The organism is Duganella sp. SG902 (assembly GCF_013376005.1).
Classification (GTDB): domain Bacteria; phylum Pseudomonadota; class Gammaproteobacteria; order Burkholderiales; family Burkholderiaceae_D; genus Rugamonas.
On sequence record NZ_JABMJK010000014.1, the window covers coordinates 1 to 21,264 of the forward strand.

General features: G+C 60.4%; 19 protein-coding genes. 3 read left to right on the forward strand and 16 right to left on the reverse strand.

Annotation, left to right across the window (positions count from 1 at the left end; translation table 11 throughout):
• Positions 1–362: 362 nt before the first annotated feature.
• Entirely contained in the window at positions 363–4,259 is a 3,897-nt protein-coding gene (locus FHW83_RS24045; protein WP_373997260.1) for a DUF3427 domain-containing protein, read from the forward strand.
• A 7-nt stretch (positions 4,260–4,266) separates the two neighbouring features.
• Here the strand turns inward: FHW83_RS24045 and FHW83_RS24050 are convergent, their stop codons facing one another.
• Positions 4,267–4,689, reverse strand: coding sequence for a very short patch repair endonuclease (locus tag FHW83_RS24050; RefSeq protein WP_176648896.1), 423 nt, complete (start codon positions 4,687–4,689; stop codon positions 4,267–4,269).
• A 246-nt stretch (positions 4,690–4,935) separates the two neighbouring features.
• On the opposite strand from FHW83_RS24050, the gene FHW83_RS24055 reads away from it, so the two are divergent.
• Complete coding sequence (locus FHW83_RS24055) at positions 4,936–6,156, forward strand: DNA cytosine methyltransferase (RefSeq protein WP_229224336.1); 1,221 nt, start codon at positions 4,936–4,938, stop codon at positions 6,154–6,156.
• Here FHW83_RS24055 and FHW83_RS24060 read toward each other — a convergent pair.
• From FHW83_RS24060 to FHW83_RS24100, 9 genes are all read right to left on the reverse strand, one after another.
• Entirely contained in the window at positions 6,146–6,928 is a 783-nt protein-coding gene (locus FHW83_RS24060; RefSeq protein ID WP_176648897.1) for an Eco29kI family restriction endonuclease, read from the reverse strand. The genes FHW83_RS24055 and FHW83_RS24060 overlap by 11 nt on opposite strands.
• A 201-nt stretch (positions 6,929–7,129) precedes the next feature.
• Positions 7,130–7,396, reverse strand: a complete 267-nt coding sequence (locus tag FHW83_RS24065) for a PAAR domain-containing protein (RefSeq protein WP_308936768.1) — start codon at positions 7,394–7,396, stop codon at positions 7,130–7,132.
• A 5-nt stretch (positions 7,397–7,401) separates the two neighbouring features.
• Positions 7,402–9,030, reverse strand: coding sequence for a DUF2235 domain-containing protein (locus FHW83_RS24070; protein WP_176648898.1), 1,629 nt, complete (start codon positions 9,028–9,030; stop codon positions 7,402–7,404).
• Complete coding sequence (locus FHW83_RS31395) at positions 9,021–9,614, reverse strand: DUF3304 domain-containing protein (RefSeq protein WP_176648899.1); 594 nt, start codon at positions 9,612–9,614, stop codon at positions 9,021–9,023. Before FHW83_RS31395 ends, FHW83_RS24070 begins: the two co-directional genes overlap by 10 nt.
• Entirely contained in the window at positions 9,611–10,426 is an 816-nt protein-coding gene (locus FHW83_RS24080; protein ID WP_176648900.1) for a DUF4123 domain-containing protein, read from the reverse strand. The genes FHW83_RS31395 and FHW83_RS24080 overlap by 4 nt, the downstream gene beginning before the upstream one ends.
• Positions 10,426–13,059 carry a type VI secretion system Vgr family protein gene (locus FHW83_RS24085; RefSeq protein ID WP_373997261.1) on the reverse strand — a complete coding sequence of 878 codons (2,634 nt, stop codon included), beginning with the start codon at positions 13,057–13,059 and terminating at the stop codon, positions 10,426–10,428. The genes FHW83_RS24080 and FHW83_RS24085 overlap by 1 nt, the downstream gene beginning before the upstream one ends.
• Before the next feature lie 9 nt (positions 13,060–13,068).
• The gene (gene tssG, locus FHW83_RS24090) at positions 13,069–14,007 is read right to left on the reverse strand and encodes a type VI secretion system baseplate subunit TssG (protein ID WP_176648901.1); all 939 of its coding nucleotides are present in this window, start codon (positions 14,005–14,007) and stop codon (positions 13,069–13,071) included.
• Positions 13,971–15,800: a type VI secretion system baseplate subunit TssF gene (gene tssF, locus FHW83_RS24095; RefSeq protein WP_176648902.1), complete on the reverse strand. Its 1,830-nt coding sequence runs from the start codon at positions 15,798–15,800 to the stop codon at positions 13,971–13,973. Before tssF ends, tssG begins: the two co-directional genes overlap by 37 nt.
• 95 nt (positions 15,801–15,895) lie before the next feature.
• Positions 15,896–16,804 (reverse strand): hypothetical protein, encoded by a 909-nt coding sequence (locus FHW83_RS24100; RefSeq protein WP_176648903.1) that lies wholly within the window; start codon positions 16,802–16,804, stop codon positions 15,896–15,898.
• 269 nt (positions 16,805–17,073) lie between these two features.
• On the opposite strand from FHW83_RS24100, the gene FHW83_RS24105 reads away from it, so the two are divergent.
• Complete coding sequence (locus FHW83_RS24105) at positions 17,074–17,718, forward strand: ABC transporter substrate-binding protein (RefSeq protein ID WP_229224338.1); 645 nt, start codon at positions 17,074–17,076, stop codon at positions 17,716–17,718.
• On the opposite strand, the gene FHW83_RS24110 is transcribed toward FHW83_RS24105, so the two are convergent.
• Genes FHW83_RS24110 through soxX form a run of 6 tightly spaced genes read right to left on the reverse strand, consistent with a single transcriptional unit; the run spans position 17,715 to position 21,264 of the window.
• Positions 17,715–18,980 (reverse strand): NAD(P)/FAD-dependent oxidoreductase, encoded by a 1,266-nt coding sequence (locus FHW83_RS24110; protein ID WP_176648905.1) that lies wholly within the window; start codon positions 18,978–18,980, stop codon positions 17,715–17,717. The genes FHW83_RS24105 and FHW83_RS24110 overlap by 4 nt on opposite strands.
• The gene (locus FHW83_RS24115) at positions 18,977–19,291 is read right to left on the reverse strand and encodes a c-type cytochrome (protein WP_176648906.1); all 315 of its coding nucleotides are present in this window, start codon (positions 19,289–19,291) and stop codon (positions 18,977–18,979) included. Before FHW83_RS24115 ends, FHW83_RS24110 begins: the two co-directional genes overlap by 4 nt.
• Positions 19,288–20,052 (reverse strand): sulfur oxidation c-type cytochrome SoxA, encoded by a 765-nt coding sequence (gene soxA / locus FHW83_RS24120; RefSeq protein ID WP_176648907.1) that lies wholly within the window; start codon positions 20,050–20,052, stop codon positions 19,288–19,290. Before soxA ends, FHW83_RS24115 begins: the two co-directional genes overlap by 4 nt.
• Positions 20,049–20,372 (reverse strand): thiosulfate oxidation carrier complex protein SoxZ, encoded by a 324-nt coding sequence (soxZ, locus tag FHW83_RS24125; RefSeq protein ID WP_176648908.1) that lies wholly within the window; start codon positions 20,370–20,372, stop codon positions 20,049–20,051. The genes soxA and soxZ overlap by 4 nt, the downstream gene beginning before the upstream one ends.
• On the reverse strand, positions 20,372–20,803 hold the full coding sequence (locus FHW83_RS24130) for a SoxY-related AACIE arm protein (protein ID WP_176648909.1): 432 nt from the start codon (positions 20,801–20,803) through the stop codon (positions 20,372–20,374). The genes soxZ and FHW83_RS24130 overlap by 1 nt, the downstream gene beginning before the upstream one ends.
• Positions 20,800–21,264, reverse strand: coding sequence for a sulfur oxidation c-type cytochrome SoxX (gene soxX / locus FHW83_RS24135; protein ID WP_176648910.1), 465 nt, complete (start codon positions 21,262–21,264; stop codon positions 20,800–20,802). Before soxX ends, FHW83_RS24130 begins: the two co-directional genes overlap by 4 nt.

Consider the following 21,264-nt stretch of genomic DNA (forward strand, 5'->3'; position numbering starts at 1 on the left):
TGCTCGTCGGTAAATCGTTTCTTCATCTAGCCTCCATGTGTAAAAATATCATGAAGACTAACCAGCCGCATGGCTACAAAGTTCCGATCAGGTCATACTCAAAGTCGGAATGTCCCAGAGTCCGGAAAGCTGGATGGCATGCGCCCTCTTAGCGCTTGCCGTCCGTCCTAGCGGCCAGTTTGGCGCACATCTCCGTAACCCAGCCAAGCACCCAGACGCGATCCTCTTCACTCAGGGTATTCAAGGCACCAGCCAAATCCTCTTCGTTTATTAACTAAACAATTTAAATGTTGACATAGCGAAATTACGTAAGCAACAATAATTGACAGCGATCGGGCCTTCCCAAAACTAAGGTTGGCGAAGTGCTACAGTGCATCTCGACCAATCAACTGACTTCTACAGCTTTGACCCTTAACTATTACAACCAAAACGCATCGAGCTTTTTTGAAAGCACGGTCAACGTTAATATGTCTGCCCTGCATGATCGTTTTTTATCAGCGGTCAGCGCAGGCGGTAGCGTGCTTGATGCGGGTTGTGGATCTGGGCGGGATGCGAAAGCTTTTCTAGATCGCGGATATCGAGTGACCGCGTTTGACGCTTCTTCGGAGCTCGCTCGCCTGGCTCAGGAGCACACGGGTATCGAGATTCAGGTGCGGAGTTTTTTCGACGTCGACGAGCAAGCTTGCTACGATGGCATTTGGGCTTGTGCCAGTTTGCTGCATGTTCCGACTGAACATTTGCCGCGCGCGTTGCGATCCTTATGGAACGCACTTCGCCCAGGCGGCGCTTTCTACCTCAGCTTTAAGCTCGGCACTGGCGAACGTGAGCATGACGGCCGTCATTTCACCGACGTGTCCGATGAGCAGCTGCGCGCTTGGTTCGCGGAGATGTCCGACGTCTCCAGTATTGAGTCTTGGATCTCAAACGACCAAAGGCCCGGCCGCTCCGAACAATGGCTGAATGCCCTCGCTGTTCGTGCTCACATCACGAAGACGAATCTCATCACGGGTGGAGACGATCCTTTTCTGCCTCACCTAAGCAGCGCGATCAATCAAGCCTCGGAGGTTGATCTCGCGGTTGCCTTTGTCAAGACTACTGGGCTGCGTCTCCTTATGCCTGACCTGCAAAGTGCGTTGGAAGCCGCAACAGAATCAAAGCGAAAACCAGCTCGGGTTCGAGTTCTCACTAGTGACTATTTGGATGTCACCGATCCCGAAGCGTTGCGACTGCTGATGCTGCTTCAGGAAAAGGGGGCGCAGGTTAAAGTCTACGAATCGGCTGGTAGTAGTTTTCACCTGAAGGCATACCTATTCACCAAGCGCCATGACGGGAGCGCTCACATCGGCACGGCATTCATTGGCTCCAGCAATATCAGCAAACAAGCGTTGCAGCATGGCTTGGAGTGGAATTACAAGATCGATTATCCCGGCGATGACGGATATCTTGAAGCACGCTCCCGGTTTGAGGAACTTTTTATCGATCCTCGCTGCGTTCCCTTGTCCGATGCATGGATAGATCAATACGAGGCACGTCGCGTTCCGCTGCCGCGAGCTGTCGCGCCGGGCAGTCTGGAGCAAGATCCACCGCCTGTACCGACCACAGTACAAACTGCCGCACTGGCCGCTTTGTCCGAGACGCGCGACGAGGGCTTTCGTCGCGGCCTAGTGGTATTGGCTACTGGTCTCGGAAAGACTTGGCTTGCGGCCTTCGATTCCCTGCAGATGGGCGCTCGAAGAGTGCTGTTCGTCGCGCACCGCGAAGAGATTTTGAACCAGGCGGCCGATACCTTCGTGAGAATCCGCCCCAAGGCCCATGTGGGCTTCTATGCCGGAAAAACGCGGGATGTCGAAGTCGATATCCTGTGCGCGTCTATTCAGACGCTAGGTCAAGAGGTTCATTTAGAGCGCTTCTCGCCAGGTCATTTCGATTACATCGTGGTTGATGAGTTCCATCACGCGGCGGCGACCACGTATCGACGTCTTCTGGCCCACTTTACACCGCGATTCCTACTCGGGTTGACGGCGACACCAGACCGATCAGACCAGTCCGATATCTTGTCGCTCTGTGACGATAATCTCGTCTTCACTCGCGCGCTGTTCGATGGCATTCAGTCCAAGCTACTCGTGCCTTTTCACTACTACGGCATCTTCGATAGCTCCGTGGACTACACCGAAATTCCGTGGCGCAGTGGGCGATTCGATCCTACACAGCTGTCGAATAAATTAGCGACACTAGCCCGCGCAAAGCATGCGCTAAATGAGTGGCGTCGTTTAAAGCAGCAGCGCACGCTAGCGTTTTGCGTTTCGATCGCGCACGCTGAATTTATGGCATCCCAGTTCGAGAAGGAGGGGATCACCTGTGCCGCAGTCTATGCAGGTTCCAAACTCAGTCGCGCTGACGCACTGGAGCGTTTGCGCAATGGTCGTCTTGAAATTATCTTCTCGGTCGATTTATTCAACGAGGGCGTGGACCTGCCCGCCATCGATACGGTAATGATGTTGCGCCCGACCGAATCTAAGATTCTCTTCTTGCAGCAGCTGGGTCGGGGGTTGCGAAGGAGCGATGGTAAACAGCATCTGGTAGTGCTGGACTTCATCGGTAATCACAAGAGTTTCTTGCACAAGCCTCAGGCACTCTTTGGAATAGACCCAAGCTACAAAAATCTGGCCGACTTCGCTCGCAAGGCGGAAGGCAACAAGCTGGCGCTACCGGAGGGCTGCTTTGTCAATTACGACTTGCAGTTGATCGACTTCCTCAAATCGCTGGACAGCGACGGCATCAAAAACGAATACGCCGCATTACGCGACAGCCTGGGTAGAAGGCCTGCGCTTGCGGAGTTCTACCGATCCGGCGCCAGTATGCAAGCGATGCGCAATGACTACGGTGATTGGTATTCGCTGGTGAACGAAATGGGCGATCTCGACTCCGACGATCAAGAGATCGCGGAGAGATACCGAGCCTTTTTGCGCGAGGTGGAAACCACCGCGATGACGAAGAGTTTCAAGATGGTTTTGCTTGAAGCTTTCCAAGAGCTTTCCGGATGGGAAACGCCACCAACCACTGCCGCGCTTGCTGATCGTTCATGGCAAGTGCTGCAACGTCGACGCGCGCTTCTTGGCGATTTGCCGACGGCACAACGCGAATTAGATAGCGGCACGAATTCAGCTTGGCATCGCTACTGGTTGGATAACCCAATCAATGCTTGGGTCGGCAACAATAAAGCCGCAGGTAAGAATATCTTCTTCCAAGTCAAAGACGGGGTATTCCAGCCATGCTTTAACTTAACCGCCGCGCATGCGGAGAAGCTTGAACGAATGGTTCAGGAACTCGTCGACTTCAGGTTAGCCGCCTATGAGATCCGACGCGCGAGCAGCGACTTACCTGATAACGTTATACCGTTTAGCCAAACTAAAAAAGCCAGTTCCGGTACGGAGCTTCCCTATTTCCCCAATCTCAAGATCGCGTGTGGGCATTTCAAAACTGGCACAACGGACTTTGAAGAGTATCGGACCTTAGGTGCCAACTATAGCAACCTCAATGCTCAGCGTCACTTCATCGCACGAGCATCAGGGAACTCCATGGATGGTGGAAAACATCCAGTCCGCGATGGGGACTACCTTCTGCTTGAGCACATTACTCCGACGAGCGCCGGATCAATCACTGGCTCGCTCATGGTCATAGAGCGGCAAGACGAGGCCGGCGACGGCTCTCAGTATTTGCTTCGCAACGTGGTGAAGGCGAACGACGGCGGGTATATTCTTCGAGCCAGCAATCCAGACTACGCGGACATGTTGGCGAACGAGCAAATGCATACGCTGGCACGGTTAAAGGCCATCATCAGCCCACTCGACTTGGCGCTAGGTGAAGCATTCATGCGCGAGGACATCGCGCCGCTGTTTGACGAAACCTACAGTATCGGCAACTGGAACGCTGGACATATTTCGCTGCCAAATAAAAAGGCGATCGTGCTGCTAGTAACGATCAACAAGCAGGGCAAGGCTAAGGATCATCGATTCTTAGATCATTGGATTGACGATGAGACTTTTCACTGGCAAAGCCAGAACTCCACTTCGCCAGACAGTAGGAGGGGGCGAGACATTATCGAGCACGAACAAAATGGCGTGGCGATCCATTTATTCGTGCGTGAATCGAAGTTGGAAAATGGCAAAGGCGCTCCGTTCGTTTATCACGGAAAGGTTCGTTATCAGAGCCACAGCGGTAGTAGCCCGATGAATGTCATCCTAAAGCTGGTGATTTAACTTGAAATCATCTTCGCGAGGCCGGGCCAAGGAATGACCGCAGCTTTTCTTCCAGCTTTTCCCGCTCACGAAGCTCGCACTCCCAAACCACAAGTACCTGCCAGCCCGCTTCAGCCAACGCCTTGAAGGCCCGCTCATCCCGCGCCCTATTGCCGTTGAGCTTTTCGCTCCAGAATTCGACGCGGGACTTGGGCATGCGCGCTAAGCTACAATTTTCATGTCGGTGCCAGAAACAGCCATGCACAAAGATGACCTTCTTGCGTGACGGGAAAACCAGATCCGGAGATCCCGGCAGAGTGCGCACATGCAGACGGTAACGGTAGCCCGCAGCGAACACCATCTTTCGTACGATCATTTCGGGACGGGTGTCCTTCCCTTTCACGCGTGACATCACGGCGCTGCGCGCCGCTGGGTCCAGGGAGTCAACCATGTGCGCTTCCTCCTATCGGTCGGATGTCCCTAGGATCGGAGCTAGCACAAATTATTCAAGAGCATTTTGACAACGGACAAACAGATTTCATTGAGAACTGTATAAAAACACAGTAAAATCATGGCATTTGCTGATTGAGCTGGCGCCTGAGTTGGTTAGCGTAAGGCATTGCTTTATACTGCCGCAAGCCCAGTCAGCGCCTAGTCTGGCTGGAGCCGCATTTATTCCGTCCGAGCGTTAAACACCATGTACAAGCCCCCTCTCACCGCCGCGCTGCACGAAGCCCCTCTCGTGACGGCTACACGCAGCCTGGAATCCATCGAGCTGTTCGCGGGCGCGGGCGGGCTGGCGCTGGGGTTTTCGGGCAACGACGTGCGTCACCGCGCCGTGGTCGAGTGGAACTCGCACGCGTGCAACACCATCCGGCACAATAAGCTGAACCTGGTCGATCCGATCAGCCATTGGCCGGATGTGACGGAGGGTGACGTCAAGCATTTCAAGTACGACGCGTTTGAGGGTGTGGACCTGATCACCGGCGGGCCGCCCTGCCAGCCCTTCTCCATGGGCGGCAAGCATGGCGGTTTCCTGGACGAGCGCGACATGTTCCCGCAGGCGATACGCGCCGTGCGCGAGGCGCGTCCGCGCGCCTTCGTCTTCGAGAACGTGCAGGGTTTGACGCGGGCCGCCTTCGCGGATTACTTCGACTATATTCTGTTGCAGCTGGAGTTCCCGTCGCTGGTCGCCAAGTCGAAGGAGCAATGGGGCGATCACCTCGCGCGCTTGCGGAAGTGGAAGCAAAAGCCGAGCACCGTCAGCGAGTACAACGTCACCTTCAAGCTGGTGAACGCGGCGAACTACGGCGTGCCGCAGAAGCGCATGCGCGTGTTCTTTGTCGGCTTCCGCGCGGACGAGGGCAAGGTGTGGGAGGCGCCGGCTGAGACGCACAGCGCCGACGCGCTGTTGCTCTCGCAATGGGGCTCGAACGAGTATTGGGACCGGCATAAGGTGGCGGCCCGTCACAGGCCTGCCAAGCCGGCCGGCATCGAGAAGAAGATCAGCGCCCTGATCGACATGGATTACGGCGGCAATTTACTCGCGTGGCGCACCGTTCGCGATGCCATTTCCGATCTGCCGGATCCGGAGCGCTTCCCGGGCAAGGTCCAGGCGCATCGCTTCCAGCCTGGCGCGCGCACTTATCCCGGCCACACCGGCAGTCCCCTGGACGAGCCGGCCAAGGCCTTGAAGGCCGGCGACCACGGCGTGCCTGGCGGCGAGAACATGCTGCGGCGTGTGGATGGGTCCGTTCGCTATTTCACGATCCGCGAATCGGCACGTATTCAAACCTTCCCGGACACGTTCCTGTTCGAGGGAACCTGGTCGGAGATCATGCGCCAGCTTGGCAACGCGGTGCCGGTGCGGCTGGCGTCGGTGATCGCCAAGAGCGTGTGCGACTTGCTTAGGGAGTAGGGTTGGGCGCGGGAGTGGCGTCGACCGCCTCCAGCTCGACCACGCCGTGTGCCGGCGTGTAGAAGCGATCCAGGTCCAACTGGTGCATGTCTTCGGTGAAGCGCGCGAAGATTTCGTGGATGTCGGCGTAAGGCCGGTGTGCTTCCAGGTGGGCGTTGATTTGCTCGATGATCGTGTCCCGCGATTTCTGATTTTCCGCCGTTGCGTCGGCCCATTCGCGGCCGGGGTGCATGGTGTCCCATGGCGAGCGCTTGTTGACGCGGGTTTCCGAACTGTCGCCATGCTTGCCCAGGCCGAAACATATCTTGGTTTCCGAATTCCAGATCGGCTTGAAGAAGTTGATCAGGTAGTCCTCGGCGGATTTCTGAAAGCCGGTCTGGACGATCAGGAAGCGGCATTCGAAGTCGTTGATGTCCAGTGTGGTGACGGCCTTGCGTATGCTGCGCGCATGCTCGTTGAGGCGCGCGGACAGCTTGGTGCCTTGGCTTACGGCGTCCTTGGCCGCCGGGTTGTCCGGATCGGCCTTGCCGACGTAGATCGGATGGTCGCGGCCCTTCAGCGCCGCGTAGGGCGCGAAGTCACCACGATAGTAGATGGCGTAGACGCCGGCGCCGTAGAACTCCGGAATTTTCGCCAACGGGCGCTTGGTTTGCGCTACCAAGGTCAGCGCCACGACGCGGCCGGATGTGTTGGGATCGGTGGGGTCGAAGATGGACTCGGGGCGAAGTATGGGATCCAGCTTGGTGGTTGCGTTTTTTAGCTGGGAGGTCACTTGCTCGAGACCGACACGGATTTTCTTGATGGCGCGGGGATCGTCGCCTGCTTCCGCAGCGGAGATGCGGTCTGTTAGCGTGCGCAGCTCCGACAGTAGGGAGTTTAGGGGGTGTTCCGTCTTCTTTGTCACCATCTAGTTCCTTCTCTTGCCGCTCAGATGATTTACCAAATCAGCCAGTTGTCTTTGAACTTAAGCTGACTATATCGAAGATAGAAGCTTAGCACCACAGGCCGTCTTATCGCCATCGTAAGCGACAGCTTGTCCATGGTGGTGACGCTCGCTACCTGCTGCCAGGATGGGGAAAGTCCCTTTGCATTTAGGGCATATCGTAGCATCGCCTTCCACAGCAACCGCCTTACCGAGCACGTTAAAGGTTGCCTGGGCTGAGATCACTGTGCCGCCGTGGGTGGTTTTATCACCGAGCCGAATTATTCCCTTCCCTTTTCTGTTCTTCATCGACATCATCCTTTCTATCCGATGTACGGTGTTGCCGTTCCATGAAACACGCGACGGTAACGCCAATGTCCGGTTTGTTCCACAATTTGCTTGCGGAACCCAGCCACGGAATCGTGGACAAAGTTATCAAAGAATGCCGCCAAGGCAGGATCGATTGCCGATTGCGTGGCAACGCGATTTCGCAGCTCTGGAGCCTCTGGCTCCAGGACAGGCATATTAGTCTCTGTGCCGTCACGATCATAAGCACGCCCGGGCCTTTGGACGTCCACTCTCTTTTTCCACGCTGTATAAGTCTGCATCTGATCAGCGGACCAACAAAAGTGCTGGTTCGCTTCCAGTAGATAACGACGCTCCTCGCCGCTTGCTTTCGTGGCCTGGCCTTTTGCATGATAAACCTGCCGTATCTGCCAACGCCACGCAAGGTACGGAAGCGCCCAATCTCCCATTGATCTTGGTGCTTCAGTGGAGATATTAAGAAATTGATCAAAGGCCTCTTGCAGGTCTCTTTGGACTATAAAAATGTCTTTGTCCACATCTAATAGAAGATCTTTGGATAATGGAACCTTTGCAGCGACAGCACAATCATACATATGGTTTAGAGGAATCTGCGAGAGCTTCAGTGAATCGCTTGGTGATACTCCTAGCTCTCCAGGAAAATATCCTCCGCCTACATCGCTATGTGAGCCAGGATATGCAAACTCAATACAGTTGGGAGGGAGTTCGCAATTAACCGACACTGTGTCCAGCGGAAAATTTTTACGCAACTCATGCATTGCTACCAGATGAACGCAATTCTCCACGCACGGCAGGATTCGCAACCTATCAGGTGTGGCCCAATTTGCGTGCCCTCCCGTGTTACCAGTTTGGTAGTTCTTTACACCTTCCCATATCCCCACTGATGCAACGGTATCCATTAATCCAAGAAAACGAAACCGCAAAGGAATTTCTGCCAGTTTGGAATTGGTTAACAACTCATTCAGCCAGTGGGAGAACACGCGTGCCTCGGTCGCACCACGAGAAAATCCAAATACGTCAATAATGCACTCACAAATTGTAGGGGTCTGACTGACCTTCGCCCTATCCTGAATACTCTTCGCGCACACTGCCAAAAATTTTTTGCGCCGGATTCCTTCCTCGTCATTGTCCACCAAATTACCATACAGTCCTCGCCTCTTGATCATCTTATCTTCAATGGATGTAGGGCTTGCAGTGCACAAGGCTCTAGTGAGTTGGACTCCAAATAGTTCAGTATTGAAAAGGCTGTAGTGAATCGCGTTATAAACTTTCAATAGCGCAAAAATGATGCGTGAGTCACCTCCCCGACCAAACGCACTGCCAAACCTAGTCTTACCCTCTTCTCCAATCAAGGGAAATGGCGTTCCCAAGCCGGGGATATAAATTGCATACATGCCGTTCCGGGGAATGTGAGGATATGTCTGATAAAGTCTCGCTACATTTGAACTGTCTAGTGCCTTGCTATTTATGTCTAAATGATTGCCAGTGCCATCGAAAAAAATTCCTATCTGTATCGTCATTTCGCAATCAGAGGCATGGGCATACGGTGTAGGCTTTGAAGATTTAAGGTTGTTCGTCGGGGCAACGCGAGTCGCCCGAAACTTCCAGCTTGTATCCTTCACTTCCATGGATTTCCCCTTTCCCGCGCCCGTAACTCGGCCTCAGTGAACAATTCCTTTACAGGCCAACCGGCTGTCGCCATTGCCCCTCCATCCGTAGGCCCGTAGGGTACGGGGTGATACCTACTAAGAACTGAATGCATTGTGGAGACCACACGAACCCGACCTCTAGGAAAAAAATGGACGTATACGTCGCCTGGGTCGTCATACTTTTCTACTGGCACTTTCGCTATGTAAAACCCTTTTACCGAAACGCTCCGATAGTCCCCAGCTTTTATCTCGGTGCGATTCTCATGTGACCAATCTTCGACTCTCCATCGAACATCCACAGTGAGGCCGGGTCGCCATTGCAGTGGAATCATTACGCAGCAAACTATTCCCCCGCCTCCTCCTTCCCTTCCAACTTTGCCACCGGCGTAATTGTTTATATAAAATTCCGAAACGGGGTAGTCTTTCCCAAGATGCTGAACTCCCACGATGCCCGCCGCGCCAAGTTCATCGTCCCTGTTCCCCCAAGGAAGTTGGGTATAGCCCAGCCAAACAGCTGCGCCGGCAGCGACGGCCACCAGCAATCGCACGACGTACCGTTTCATTTCCTCACTCCGTTTAGCTGATTGGTCAGACGCTGCAAATCCTTGCGGCGCGCGACGGGGTCGGTTTGTTGAAGTACCGCTTTCAAGCCTGTGTGCTGCAGGAGCCGCCCTTCGGTGTCAAACACATCGCGGGCGAACAGCAGGAGCTCTGTATTTTCCTCATGGCCGGAGGAAAGCCATATCTGACGCGCTTGCTCAGCACATTGATATGCTTCCAATGTCGAGTAATCTGGAGCGCCAGTCGGTCGCATTTTGCGCAGGTTGGCCAGTAATTGATCCGCGCCGAAGGCGTCTCTGAGGGCGGTAATTTGGATATCGCTTAACGACAAAGGAAAACTTAAATTCGACTGCGGCTCAGGGATGGTGAGTGGCTTTAGTTTTCCATCACGCCCGTGAATCTTCCAGCTTTTGAGCGGCGCCACGAGGGAAGCCCACTGTTCTGTTGTCAGGTGAACCGAAAGTGCGGAAAGTACGGCGCAGTCAGCAAACCTCAGCGTCAGCTCGACGCCGTCCTCTGTCAGGATGTACACGAATCGTCGGAAGTGCGCCTGCAACTCCATCAACGTCAGCTCCGTCTCGATAAAGGAAATTCCCAACTGTGGAAACCCGCTGTTCACTAGCCCCATCACCGTATCGATACGATTACATTGCCATGCTCGTTCCACATCAACCAGGATGGGGCTAACCGTCACCGCGTCACGCTCATAGATGGCAGCGACCCAGCTTGGTTTGCGACGTTTCTTTATCCAAGGCTTGTTTTCCGGGTAGCCGATCAACGTGGTATCGATGAGAATGTACGGGGATGTCATCATCAAGCTCCAGATTTCGCAAACGGGCTGTGCGCATCAGCTGCAATCAACAAGCACGGAACGCATATCTTGTGTGGGATTTTGTCGCCGGGGAAGGAGACGCTACGGCTCTGACCTGGGAACGTTTGATGGCTGGACGCGTGCATCTCATGTTTGCCAGAGGTGTAGCCTTTAATGCCACCGGCGCTCAGTTCCAGCTCGGTGCCGCCACCATTGATACGTACACCTTTCTTCGCTTTGATCGTGATCCAATCGGTGTTGCTGATGATCTCCACTACCTTTTTTGCCAGCACCTGCAGTTGGTCATCCTGAGCTTGCAGATCGACTTTCCCACTGGCTGCCGTCACCTTTATGCCGCCTTCATTGGCGAATAAACTCATGGCCTGTACCGAGCGGAATGCGGCGCTATCGCCAGAGGCGATTGAAGTGGCCGCGGCACTGACGATGTCCATCGTGGTTGCTGCGCCGATTGCGATATTCCTGGCGCTGGTACACATTAGCCCGGCAGGTGCGCTAAGGGCGACTACGGCGGCCCCATTAGCCTCAAGGTCTTTCAACTTGTCGATCAGATCCGAAAAATCTTTGCTGGATGCTTTGTCGCCGGCATGCTGCTCCGCTTGTTCGCTAAGTTGGGATACGAGTTTCTGCAAGCCCTCGGCGATACGGATGAGCTCGGGGCGTCCGAGGTGCGCGCCTTTTTCCACCTCTTCGGGCTCGGCCGTTATCAGCACGCCTTGCTGACCACGCACCGACACGCTCATGTCGCTACGCAGTTCCGCCCCACTTCCACGCTGCGTTCCTTGCCCCTCCGCCCGGAGCGTCGACAGCCACCCTAGATTCAGCTGGCTCGCGCCGTGCTCACTGGCCAGTTGCGCGCTGATCTGGCCCTCGGTGTCATCCAGCCGCAGCTGGTTCGCGCGGCCACCGTTGATTTCGCGACTCTTGATGCCGGAGAGGTAGCGGCTACCGGGCAGTGCGCCGGCGCTGCTCAGCGCAGCCGGCTGGGCGTCCTGGTTGTAGAGCTGGCCGACAATCACCGGCTTATCGGGATCGCCGCCAAGGAAGGCGACCAACACCTCGGTGCCGATGCGCGGCAGGCCGATGGTGCCGCATTGCTGGAACGGGCCAGGGCCGTTGCCCGCCCAGTTGGAGGCGACGCGTACCCAGGCGGAATCGGTTTCGGTGTCGGAGGCGCCGCTGCCGGCGGCTTGTTCGTGGTCGGCCATGCGGGTGCCGGGGAAGCGGATTTTTACCCGGCCCAGTTGGTCGCAGTGCACTTCCTCGCCTTCCGGGCCGACCACGACGGCGCTTTGCATCTGGGCTTGCGTCAGGTCGGCGCGTGCATCGTACGCGGGGACGATGGTCACGCCGCGCCGTACGGCGGTGAACTGGACGTGCGTGCGCAGCGGGCCGCTTGCCACTTTGTCGATCACGTCCCTCTGCATCAGCAGTTCCTGCGCGCCGGCCATCCATCGGCTGCGGGAGAACAGGCGTTCCACGCGCGTGGCCAGGGCTTTCGGCAGGTTGTTCTGCGCCGTCACTTGCAAGGCGGTGACCACGAAGTCGCGATCCTCGGGAGAATGCTCGTCCACTTCCGGGTGCTCGCTCAGCGTGAAGTACTCCCCGGCACACAGATCGCGCACGCTGCCTTCGCCGTGGAAGCATTTGGATTCGTAGTCGTGCCGGCTCATGCGCAGTTGGCCGAGGCGGCACAGGTCCTCGTTATCGTCGCCGGCGTGGGGTGGCAGGATTTGATAATCGTCCAGCGTGGCCGCGAGTTCGTTGCCGCTGACGCCTTGGTCGATGCCGCTGGTGGTGTTGGCCATCATGAAATCGCGGCCTTGCGGATTCTTGTAGTCCCAGCTTTGACGGGTCACCATGCCCGGTTGCAGGCTGCGCACGGCGCTCCAGGAAGTAATCGTGTCGCGTTCTTCGGTGGCGCTATCGCGGTGGTAGCGGATGGTGCCGGCAGCATTCTGGCGCAGGCTGTCGGCGTTATTGAACAGCACCAGGGTATGCATCATGTCGCCGGTGCGGATGTACCAGCCGATCCCACGCCGCTTGAGCAGTCTCCGGATGAAGGCCGCATCCGATTCGTTGTGCTGCATGGTGAATTCGCGCTTGGGGTAGGTGCGCAGTTCGAATGCCTCATCCAGCTCGTGCCTGAAGCAGGAGCCCAGCACCGGGCTTTTGTGCCGCCATTCGTTGAGGATGCGCTGAACGATTTCCACTTCGTCCATGTTGCGGAACACGCGGGTGTTGGTGCGCTTTTCCAGTATCGCCAACGCGTCGCGCAGCACCAGCTGGTAGCTCGCCAGGCCGCCATCGCTGTCGCCGGAGCTGGCTTCGGTGACGATGCCGCACACGCCGCGCAAGTCGCCACGGTCGGTGACGAATTCCAGCACGGCCGGCACGGCGATCAGTTTTTTCAACGGCAGCTGCGCGCTGACCGACACGCAAAGCACCCGGTATTCGATGCCGCCGCAGATGGTCTCCGATCCGAACACGCGCTGCGGCAGCAGCATGTCGTCATTGAAGCCACCCGGCAGGTCGAGGCGCAGCCGCAAGGGGCGGTTGTCGGTGATCAGTTCCTTGATCGATCCCATGAAGCCGAAAAAATCGTTGTCGCTTTCCACGGTCGCTCCTTAGCTGTGCAGCAGATACATCAACTCTTCGTGATCCTGTGTTCCCGGCCCGTCCAGCAGTCTTGCGTTCACGCCCAATCTGGCGCTGGCGTCGAGGCGTGCGCCGCATATGTCTTGCGCGCGTTGGATGAGGTGCACTTCCCATGTCATGCCCACGCCGCAGTGCAGTTCCAGCATGGCGCAAAGCTGACGCGCGCCGGCATGGCCGGGCAGGAAGCGCTGGTACTGATCCCGCTCCAGCGGGCCGATACGCAAACGCGCACGCCCATCGCAGCGATATGTGCGGCTGCCCAGCATGACGCCTGCGTCCAGGGCCACATTCGTACAACCCAATTGCGCCTGATCCGATACCGGCAGTTCGCTCCAATCACCCACCAGTTGTTCCACCCTCACCGGCACGCCGAAGTACTCGGTGTACATGCCAGCCATCAGCGGCGCGGAGCTGGTACGGGCACGGATTTGCATGGCGTAGTAAGCCAGCGTTTCACGGTCGATGATTGCATTGCCGGCATGCGTGCCGGCCAGCGCGTTCAGCACGGCCAGATAATCTTCATCCGCACATTCCGGCCGGTGCCGGGCCCAAGCCTGATAGAACATCTGTACTGGCCGATGCGACATCAGATCAAGGAAGGCGCGCGGTGCGCCGTCGTTATGTTCACGCTCATGTCTCGCGATGCGGTCCGAGTAGTGCAGCGGCAGCACTCCCTGGCTGCCCAACAGACCAATGAAGGCTGGAGTAAGGCGCACGCCGTGATCGTCGGCGCCGATGTTTTCGATCTGGTTCGGCGGGAAGCTCATCGCCAGCCGGTTGCGGAAGCGCACACCGCCGGGACGCCACTGCTCCAGCAGCCGCACCGCCTGGAAGAATTCGAAACGCTGCGGCGCGGCCAGCAATTGGCCGATCACGCCAGCGTCAGCGCGCCGTTGCGAGGTGGGCATCGCAGCAACTCCTTTCCGCTCATGTGGGACACGACCACCAGCCGCGTAAAGCTGTTCAGATGAACATGCAGCGCGAACAAGTGATCGAGGATTTGCGCAAACGCGTGGATGCCGGTGCCGGCATATGCTTGCTCGTCCAGCGACACCTGCACTTCGATGCCGCGCAGGTAGGCGTTCCCTTGCGCCTGCCGTACCCAAGCCGTCGCTGGGCGGTGGGACAGCGCCATCACGCCATCAATCTGCCGCTGCGAGACCATGCTGCCGTCCCGCGCGTACAGGCGCAGCATGGCGGCCAGCGCCGGCAAACCTTCTTGCGTCAGCGATCGGTGGTTCAGCGCCAGCTGCGCGATCAGGCTCCACTGGCGAGGCCCTTCGCCGCACAGCCGGTGCGACAGGGTTGGCCGCTGCAGCATGCGGATGGGGAAGCTGCCGAGCGGGCTTTCGGTGCTCAGGTCTCCAATGGCGCGGCCATATTGCAGGCCATGGGGCAGGTCGCGGTTGGTGCAGGTCAGCTGTACGGAGGCGATGCCGCCGTCGCCGTGTAGCGGCGAGAAGTCGCAGTCGACCAGCGTGAGCGTATGCTCATGGCCAGCGCTCATCAGGTCTTCGCGGTGCGCCAGCCAGTAGTGGCCTTTGCGGCTCTCCGCATCGCCGTGGCGCAGGGAATAGTAGGGGAAGAATTCCGTGACCGAGCCGCCATCCTCTGTCTTGTTCACCATCCGCACGCGGTCGATGCTGTAGATGTCGCAGGCGTTTCCTGGCATTTCATCGATCATGAGCGGGTAGCCGCTACGCTCATGAGTCACGCGGATGGGTGTGGCCGATTGAGAAAACAGGTTGATGATAGGCGTGCAGCCCAGCAGCAGGTTGTCCGCGTCCAATGTGCGCAGTACGCGTGCCATCGGCATGTCCGGGCGCACGTCGCGCAGCAGCAGGCGCAAGGTCAGTTGGGTGCAGTGTTCCGGCAGGCCTGCCGTCAGCGCGGCCAGATCGATGTCGAAGAAGTCGAACTTCTCGGGGAAGGCGAAGTATTCGCTCAGCAGACGGTAGGCTGCATGTTCGGAGGGGGCGGCTGGCAGCAGCGCTTCATCGGCGGAGAGACCTGCCGGCGACAGCGGCACGCGCTCCAGCATGCGCCAATGGCCGTTCGCTTCCACGCAGGCGCAAGCTGTGTGCATGAACAACGCATCACGCAAGGTGGCGCGCAGCGAGGCCTCACCGTCGATGTAGACGCGCAGCGTGGCTAGGCCAGTGCCAGCCAAGCCACGCGCCGCCTTGCTGGCGATGCCGATGCGGATCGCGACGCCAGCGTCTTGCGGCAGCGCGAGCGTGGGCGGCGTCTGCGGATACGGTTCAAGGCCGGCGGAGCTGATGACCACCGGCGCCACCACGGCATCGTAGACGGTGCGAAAGCGGCACGCCACCGCCCCTTGCCCCATCGCCTTCAAGGCGGCGCCCCGCGGCAGCACCTTGACGGTGCTGATCTGGTTGTTGTGTGCACCGCTGTAGTCGATGCGGATGATCGAGCACGAAGGCATGGGCCGCAGATAGTGCGGGTACAGCATGCCGAGCAGCGCTTCGGTGAAGTTGGCGTAGCCGTCGTCCAGCAGCTTGGCCACGCGCGCGTTGAGGAAGGCGGAGGCCTGGATCAGCCGCTCCACGTGGGGATCGGCGCAGCTGTCGCCTCTAATTTGCAAGCTGCCGGCGAGCTTGGGATAGCGTCCCGCAAACTCGGCGCCGGCGCGCCGCAGCATGCTTAACTCGCGTTCATAGTACGGCAGCAGTTTTTCCATCGTGGGCATCCCTCGGGGAGCGCGCGACCCGCAAACAGGCCGCGCAAGTCCCCGATGATGTCACGATGATTCAGGTGGTTCTTGAGCTTGCGCAATCAGCGCGTGATGCGCTCCCACCCATGCTTCACGGCTTCCTTGAACTTGTCCCAGGCCGATTGCGGGTGGCGGCGCTCCCACGTCACGCGCAGTTCGGACTCCACTTCGCCAAACGGCTTGTCCTTGTAGCCGGGGTTGCCGGCCATGGACTGGCCGTAGCGGTAGGCCGGGTCGTATTCCCGGTAGGTGCCGCCGGTGTAGGACAGGGTCTTCTCCCAGTGCGAGCGGAAGTATTCGTCATCCGCGTCGTCGTCGGTGCCGCGCAGGATGTTGAGGGTGTCCTGATTCGGCTCGTTGCGCGGGTAGATGCGCATGCCGCTGCGCTGGACGGTGCTCTGGATGTCGGCCACGGCCTCGGCCGCCGCCGGCGCCACCAGCGACAGGTCGCCGCGCTGCTGCGAGCCCGGCGTGGCCACCTGCTCGGCGCGCGCGAACACCACCGCGTCCTCGCGCGGGCGGATGCCGTGCTGCTCGGGCGCGGCCTGCTGGGCGCCCAGGCTGGTCTGCTGCGCGCGCAGGCCGCCCTGCAGCGCCTCCGCGCCCCAGCCGCTGGCGCGCCACATGGTCTCGTGGTCGTCGATGTCGATCGGGTTGAAGTCCTCGATGATGTCGGCCGCGCGTTCGGCCGCCTCCAGCGAGTGGGTGTGCACGGCCAGCACGGTGTGGCCGCGGTTCAGCGCCTCGGCGTAGACATGGCGGTCGGCGTGGTCCTTGCCGATCAATTCGCTGAACAGCTGCTTGACGTTGCCGAGGATGGAGGCGTCGTCGTTGATGCGCGCGGTGCCGGCCACGCTGCCCGAGTCGTGGATCTGGATACTTGCGGCATCGTAGCCATTGTGTACCAGTTCGTTCTTGGCGAGGTTGGCCTCGGCGCGGGTTTCAAATACGGCTGCCAGTGTGTGTGTCATGATGAGCTCCTGGTGAAAGACGCAAGATTCCGATGGTCGTCTCAGTCTAAGGTTTCTGCAAGAATGCCAGCGCCCGTTTGCCTATAGGCAAGCTCTACGGTGCGCGGCGGACGTGTCAGGGCGCAGGATGCCAGTTGCGGGTGCGCCTGCCTGTGCGTGCGCCAACATACGGCGGCTATAATTGGGGCATGCACAGTCCCTCACGCCTCCTGCCCCTCGCCCTCTGGATCACAGCCGCCCGCGCCCTGGCGGGGCCGGGGGAGCTGGTGATGCTGGCGCCCATCGACCAGTCGATGCCGCTCGCGCGCTTCCAGAATGGCGCCATCAGCGGCGGCATCGTCAAGGACGTGGGCGACGCGCTGGCCCAGCGCCTGAACCGCCGCGTGGTGTACCTGAACGCGGACACGCCGGACGTCACGCCCTTCCTCAGCGGCGGCCGCGCCGACGGCATGTGCTATGTGATGCCGTTCTGGATCGATGGCGATTACAACTGGACTCCGCCCTTCCTGCCGGACGCGGAGATGATCGCCGCCCGCCACGACGCGCCGCACCTGCGCTCGCTCAAGGATTTGAAGGACAAGCCGGTCGGCACGGTGGTCGGCTACCGCTACCCGCGCGTGCACCAGGTGCTGGGCGACCGCTTCCAGCGGGTGGACGCCGCCAATATGGACCGCAACATCGAGCAGATGGTGGCCGGCAAGGTGCCGTACACGATCATCAGCGAGGCCACGCTGGCGTACCAGCAGCGCATCCACCCGGGCCTGAAGGTGCGCGCGGAGCTGGTGTTCTCGGCCTACAAGGCGCAGTGCGCGTTCTCCAAGCAGTCCGAGGTGCCGTTCGAGGAGGTCAGCAAGGCGATCGATGCGCTCATCAAGGATGGCAGCATCGCCCAGATCCTGGCTCGCTACCGCTAGCCCAGCGTGTCGGCCCAGATGTTGCGGGCCCAGTTCATCGCGTACTCGCCTTCCAGCGCGCTGGCGGCGGACGACACACCGCCGGAGCCGGAGACCACCAGCAGGGTTTTCTTTTCCGCGTTGTAGGCGTGGACGGAGGCGACGTGGATGACGTCGCGGTCGGACACGTAGCTGTAGCAGGTGTTGGTCAGCATGGGCTGCGCGTAGGGCGCGCGGCCGCTCAGCAGGTCGACCACGGCGGCGGCGCACACCTTGACGTGCTGGTTGGCCATGTGTGCCGATTTGGGCATCAGCGGCGCCACGGCGATGGCGTCGCCCAGCACGTGGATGTTGGCGGCCTGCGTGGATTCGAAGCTGAGGAAGTCCACCGCGCACCAGCGCGCGTTGGCGTTGGCCAGCCCGGTCTGCACGGCGATGCTCCCTGCGCGCTGCGGCGGGATGACGTTGAGGACGTCGGCCCGGACCTTGTCGCCCAGTTCCGAAATGGCGGTGCGCGCGCCGGCGTCCACGTCGGCGGTGCGGAACGATGGGCGGTATTCGATGATGCCGCCGTAGCGCTCTTTCCAGATCTTCTTGAACAGCGGGCCTTTGGAGACCACGTCGTCGTTGGCGTCCAGGATCAGGACTTTGGATTTCGGCTTGTGGCGGCTGAAGTAGAACGCCACTTGCGACGCCCTTTCGTAGGGGCCGGGCGGGCAGCGGTACGGCGCCGGCGGGATGGTCATGGCGTAGGTGCCGCCGTCCGGCATGGCTTGCAGCTGCGCGCGCAGGGCCACGGTCTGGGCGCCGGCTTTCCATGCGTGCAGGATGTTGTCCTGCGCACCGGGCTTCAGCATGCCGGGCAGCTGGTCCCACATGAAGTCGACGCCGGGCGAGACGATCAGGCGGTCGTAGTTCAGGGTCTGGCCACCGGCCAGCGCCAGCGTGCGTTTCTCCGGGTTGATGGCGGTGACGGTGTCGCGCACGATGCGCACGCCGTGCCTGTCGGCCAGCGCGTTGATGGACATGGTCAGGTCGCCGATCTGCCGCGAGCCGCCCAGCACCAGGTTGGAGAGCGGGCAGGAGATGAAGCTGGCGTTCGGTTCGATCAGGGTGACGTCTATGCTGCCGCCACTCCACAGACGCACGTAGCGGGCGGCGGTGGCGCCGCCGTAGCCGCCGCCGATGACCACGACTTGCGGCCTGGCCTGGCCGGTGATGGTGCCGCAGCCGGTCAGCAGCGCGCTGGCGCCGGCGGCATGGAGGAATTGGCGGCGTTTCATTTGGCGGCCTCCGGTTTCTTCTGGGCGGCGAAGTAGGCCGCCAGCTGCGCGATCTGTTCGTCGCTGTAGCCCTTGGCGATCTGGCTCATGATGGTGGATTCGCGCTGGCCGGTCTTGAAGGCCTGCAGGCTGGCCGACAAGGCTTGCTGCGATTGGCCGGCCAGCGCGGGCAGCGTGCCGCCCTGGGTTTTGCCGTCGGTGCCGTGGCAGGCGGCGCAGGTGGCGGCCAGGCGCACGCCCGGCGGTATGGCGGGTGGCTGGGCGGCGGCGACGCTGGCGGCGGCCAGCAGGCCAAGGGCGGTCAGTTTCATGGTCGTACTCCCGGTGATTCCATCTTCATGCCCTGGTCGCGGACGGCGAGCCAGGCTTCCAGTTCAACGAGTTCCTGCGCGCCGAAGGGCGGCACTTCGGCGCGCACGCCGCTCATGCAGTTGCGCAGGCGGCGCTGCAGGCTGCCGACGCCCTGCCATTCCAGCCGGTAGATCGGGTAGGCGCTGGCATGCGCCTGCGGGATGGTGCTGCCGGCCAGGCGCTTGCCCCATTGCTGGTCGTGGCACTGCGCGCAGGAGAGGTTGAGTTGGCCGATGCGCTGGTTATACAGCTGCTGGCCACGCGCGGCGCTGGCGCGGGTGCCGGCGTCCCTCGGCGGCGTCACCGGCATGCCGCGCGATTGCATGGCGACGTAGGCTTCCATGCCCAGGAGGTCTTCGCTTTCGGCACGCCAGGGCGCGGCTTGCTGCTTGCGTTCGCGGCAGATGTTGATGCGCAGGCCCAGGTTGATGGTTTTGCCGCTGTCCGCGTGGAAGGCGGGGAAGCGGGCGGCCACGCCGCGCATGCTGTCGCGCGCGTCGCCATGGCAGCTGGCGCAGGATTTGCCGGCGCCGCCGGCTGGCGTGTTCCATTGCGCCTCGCCGCCGCTGATCCACAGCATGGCGGGGTTTTGCGCGTCGTCGCGCTGCATGGCCTGGGTGGCGGGGCTCATGAAGTCCGCGCCGGAGCGGCGTTCGTCGGCCGCCAGCGCGAACGCGGCCACCATGGCTAGGGTCAGAGCGAGGGCTGGTGCGGGCCTCATGCCGCCACCGTGAGGGTCATTTTTTCGGTGTGGGCGAAGCCGTTGTCGCCTTCCCACTTGAATTCCAGCGTGCCGCTTTCCGTCGCCACGGTGAAGAAGGCGATGTAGGGATTGGCGGCGATGGCCTGGTGCAGTTCCGCGCCGAAGACCTGCTCGCCGTTGTAGCGGCAGGCGAAGCTGCGGATGATGTCGCGCGCCAGCAGCTTGCCGTCGGTGCCGACGCGGTAGCCGGTTTCCATCGGGTGGCCGATCAGGGCGCGGATTTCGATGATCTCGCCTTGCTTCGCGCTGGCCGGCATGTGGATCAGGGCGCGTGCCATCAGGGGGCCTCGCCTTCTATGCAGGCGGCCAGCGCGACGATGACGTCCACGCCGTGCGACCAGTAGCTGCCGTCGCTCATGCGCGCCACCGCCATCAGGCGCTGCGAGGTGGCGAGGCGGATGCGGGTGGACACTTCAGCCTTGCCGCTGCGCGGGCTGAGGGTGAACACCGCCACGTCGGTTTGCGGATTGCGCTCGGTGAAGATGGCGATGGCGCGCACCTGCTCCACCGGGCTGTCGACGGAGATCGTGACGGGGACGGCGTTGCCGTTGTCGATCAGTTGGGCGATGTCGAATTTGACTTTGCCGGTTTGCGGCCTGGCGCCGCCGGTGAAGTTGTTGATGGCGGCGGCCATTTCCGCCGGCGTGGCGGAGGCCGGGCGGACCAGCGCCAGCAGCGCGCCGGCGGCAAGCAGGTCGCGGCGCTTCATGGCGCGGGCTCCTTCAGCGTTTGCAGCCACGCCACCACGTCTTCGATTTGCTGGGCGTTGAGGATGGTCTGGTCCTTGTAGCTGGCGGCCACGCGGGTCAGGCCTTCGGTCTTGTAGTAGGCGGGCATGATGGTGGCGGGGTTGAAGCGGCTGGCGTCGACGATGCGCTCGCGCAGCTGGCCGGCGCTCCAGCGCTGGCCGGCGCCGCGCAGGTCCGGCGCCAGGTTGCCTTGAAAGCGTTCTTCAGGAATGGGGCCGGGGTGGCACAGCAGGCAGAGACTGAGCTGGCGGTTGGCCACGATGGCGCGGCCGCGCGCCGGGTCGCCCGCGGCCGCGCCGGGCAAAAGCGATGCGTCGCCGTCCGCCGTGAGCGTGGGCGGCGAGGCGCTGGGCGCGACGGCGGGCAGCAGCAGGGCGAGGGCGAATGCCCTTGCAGTGCCGCCGCGCCTGCGCGCCGTCAT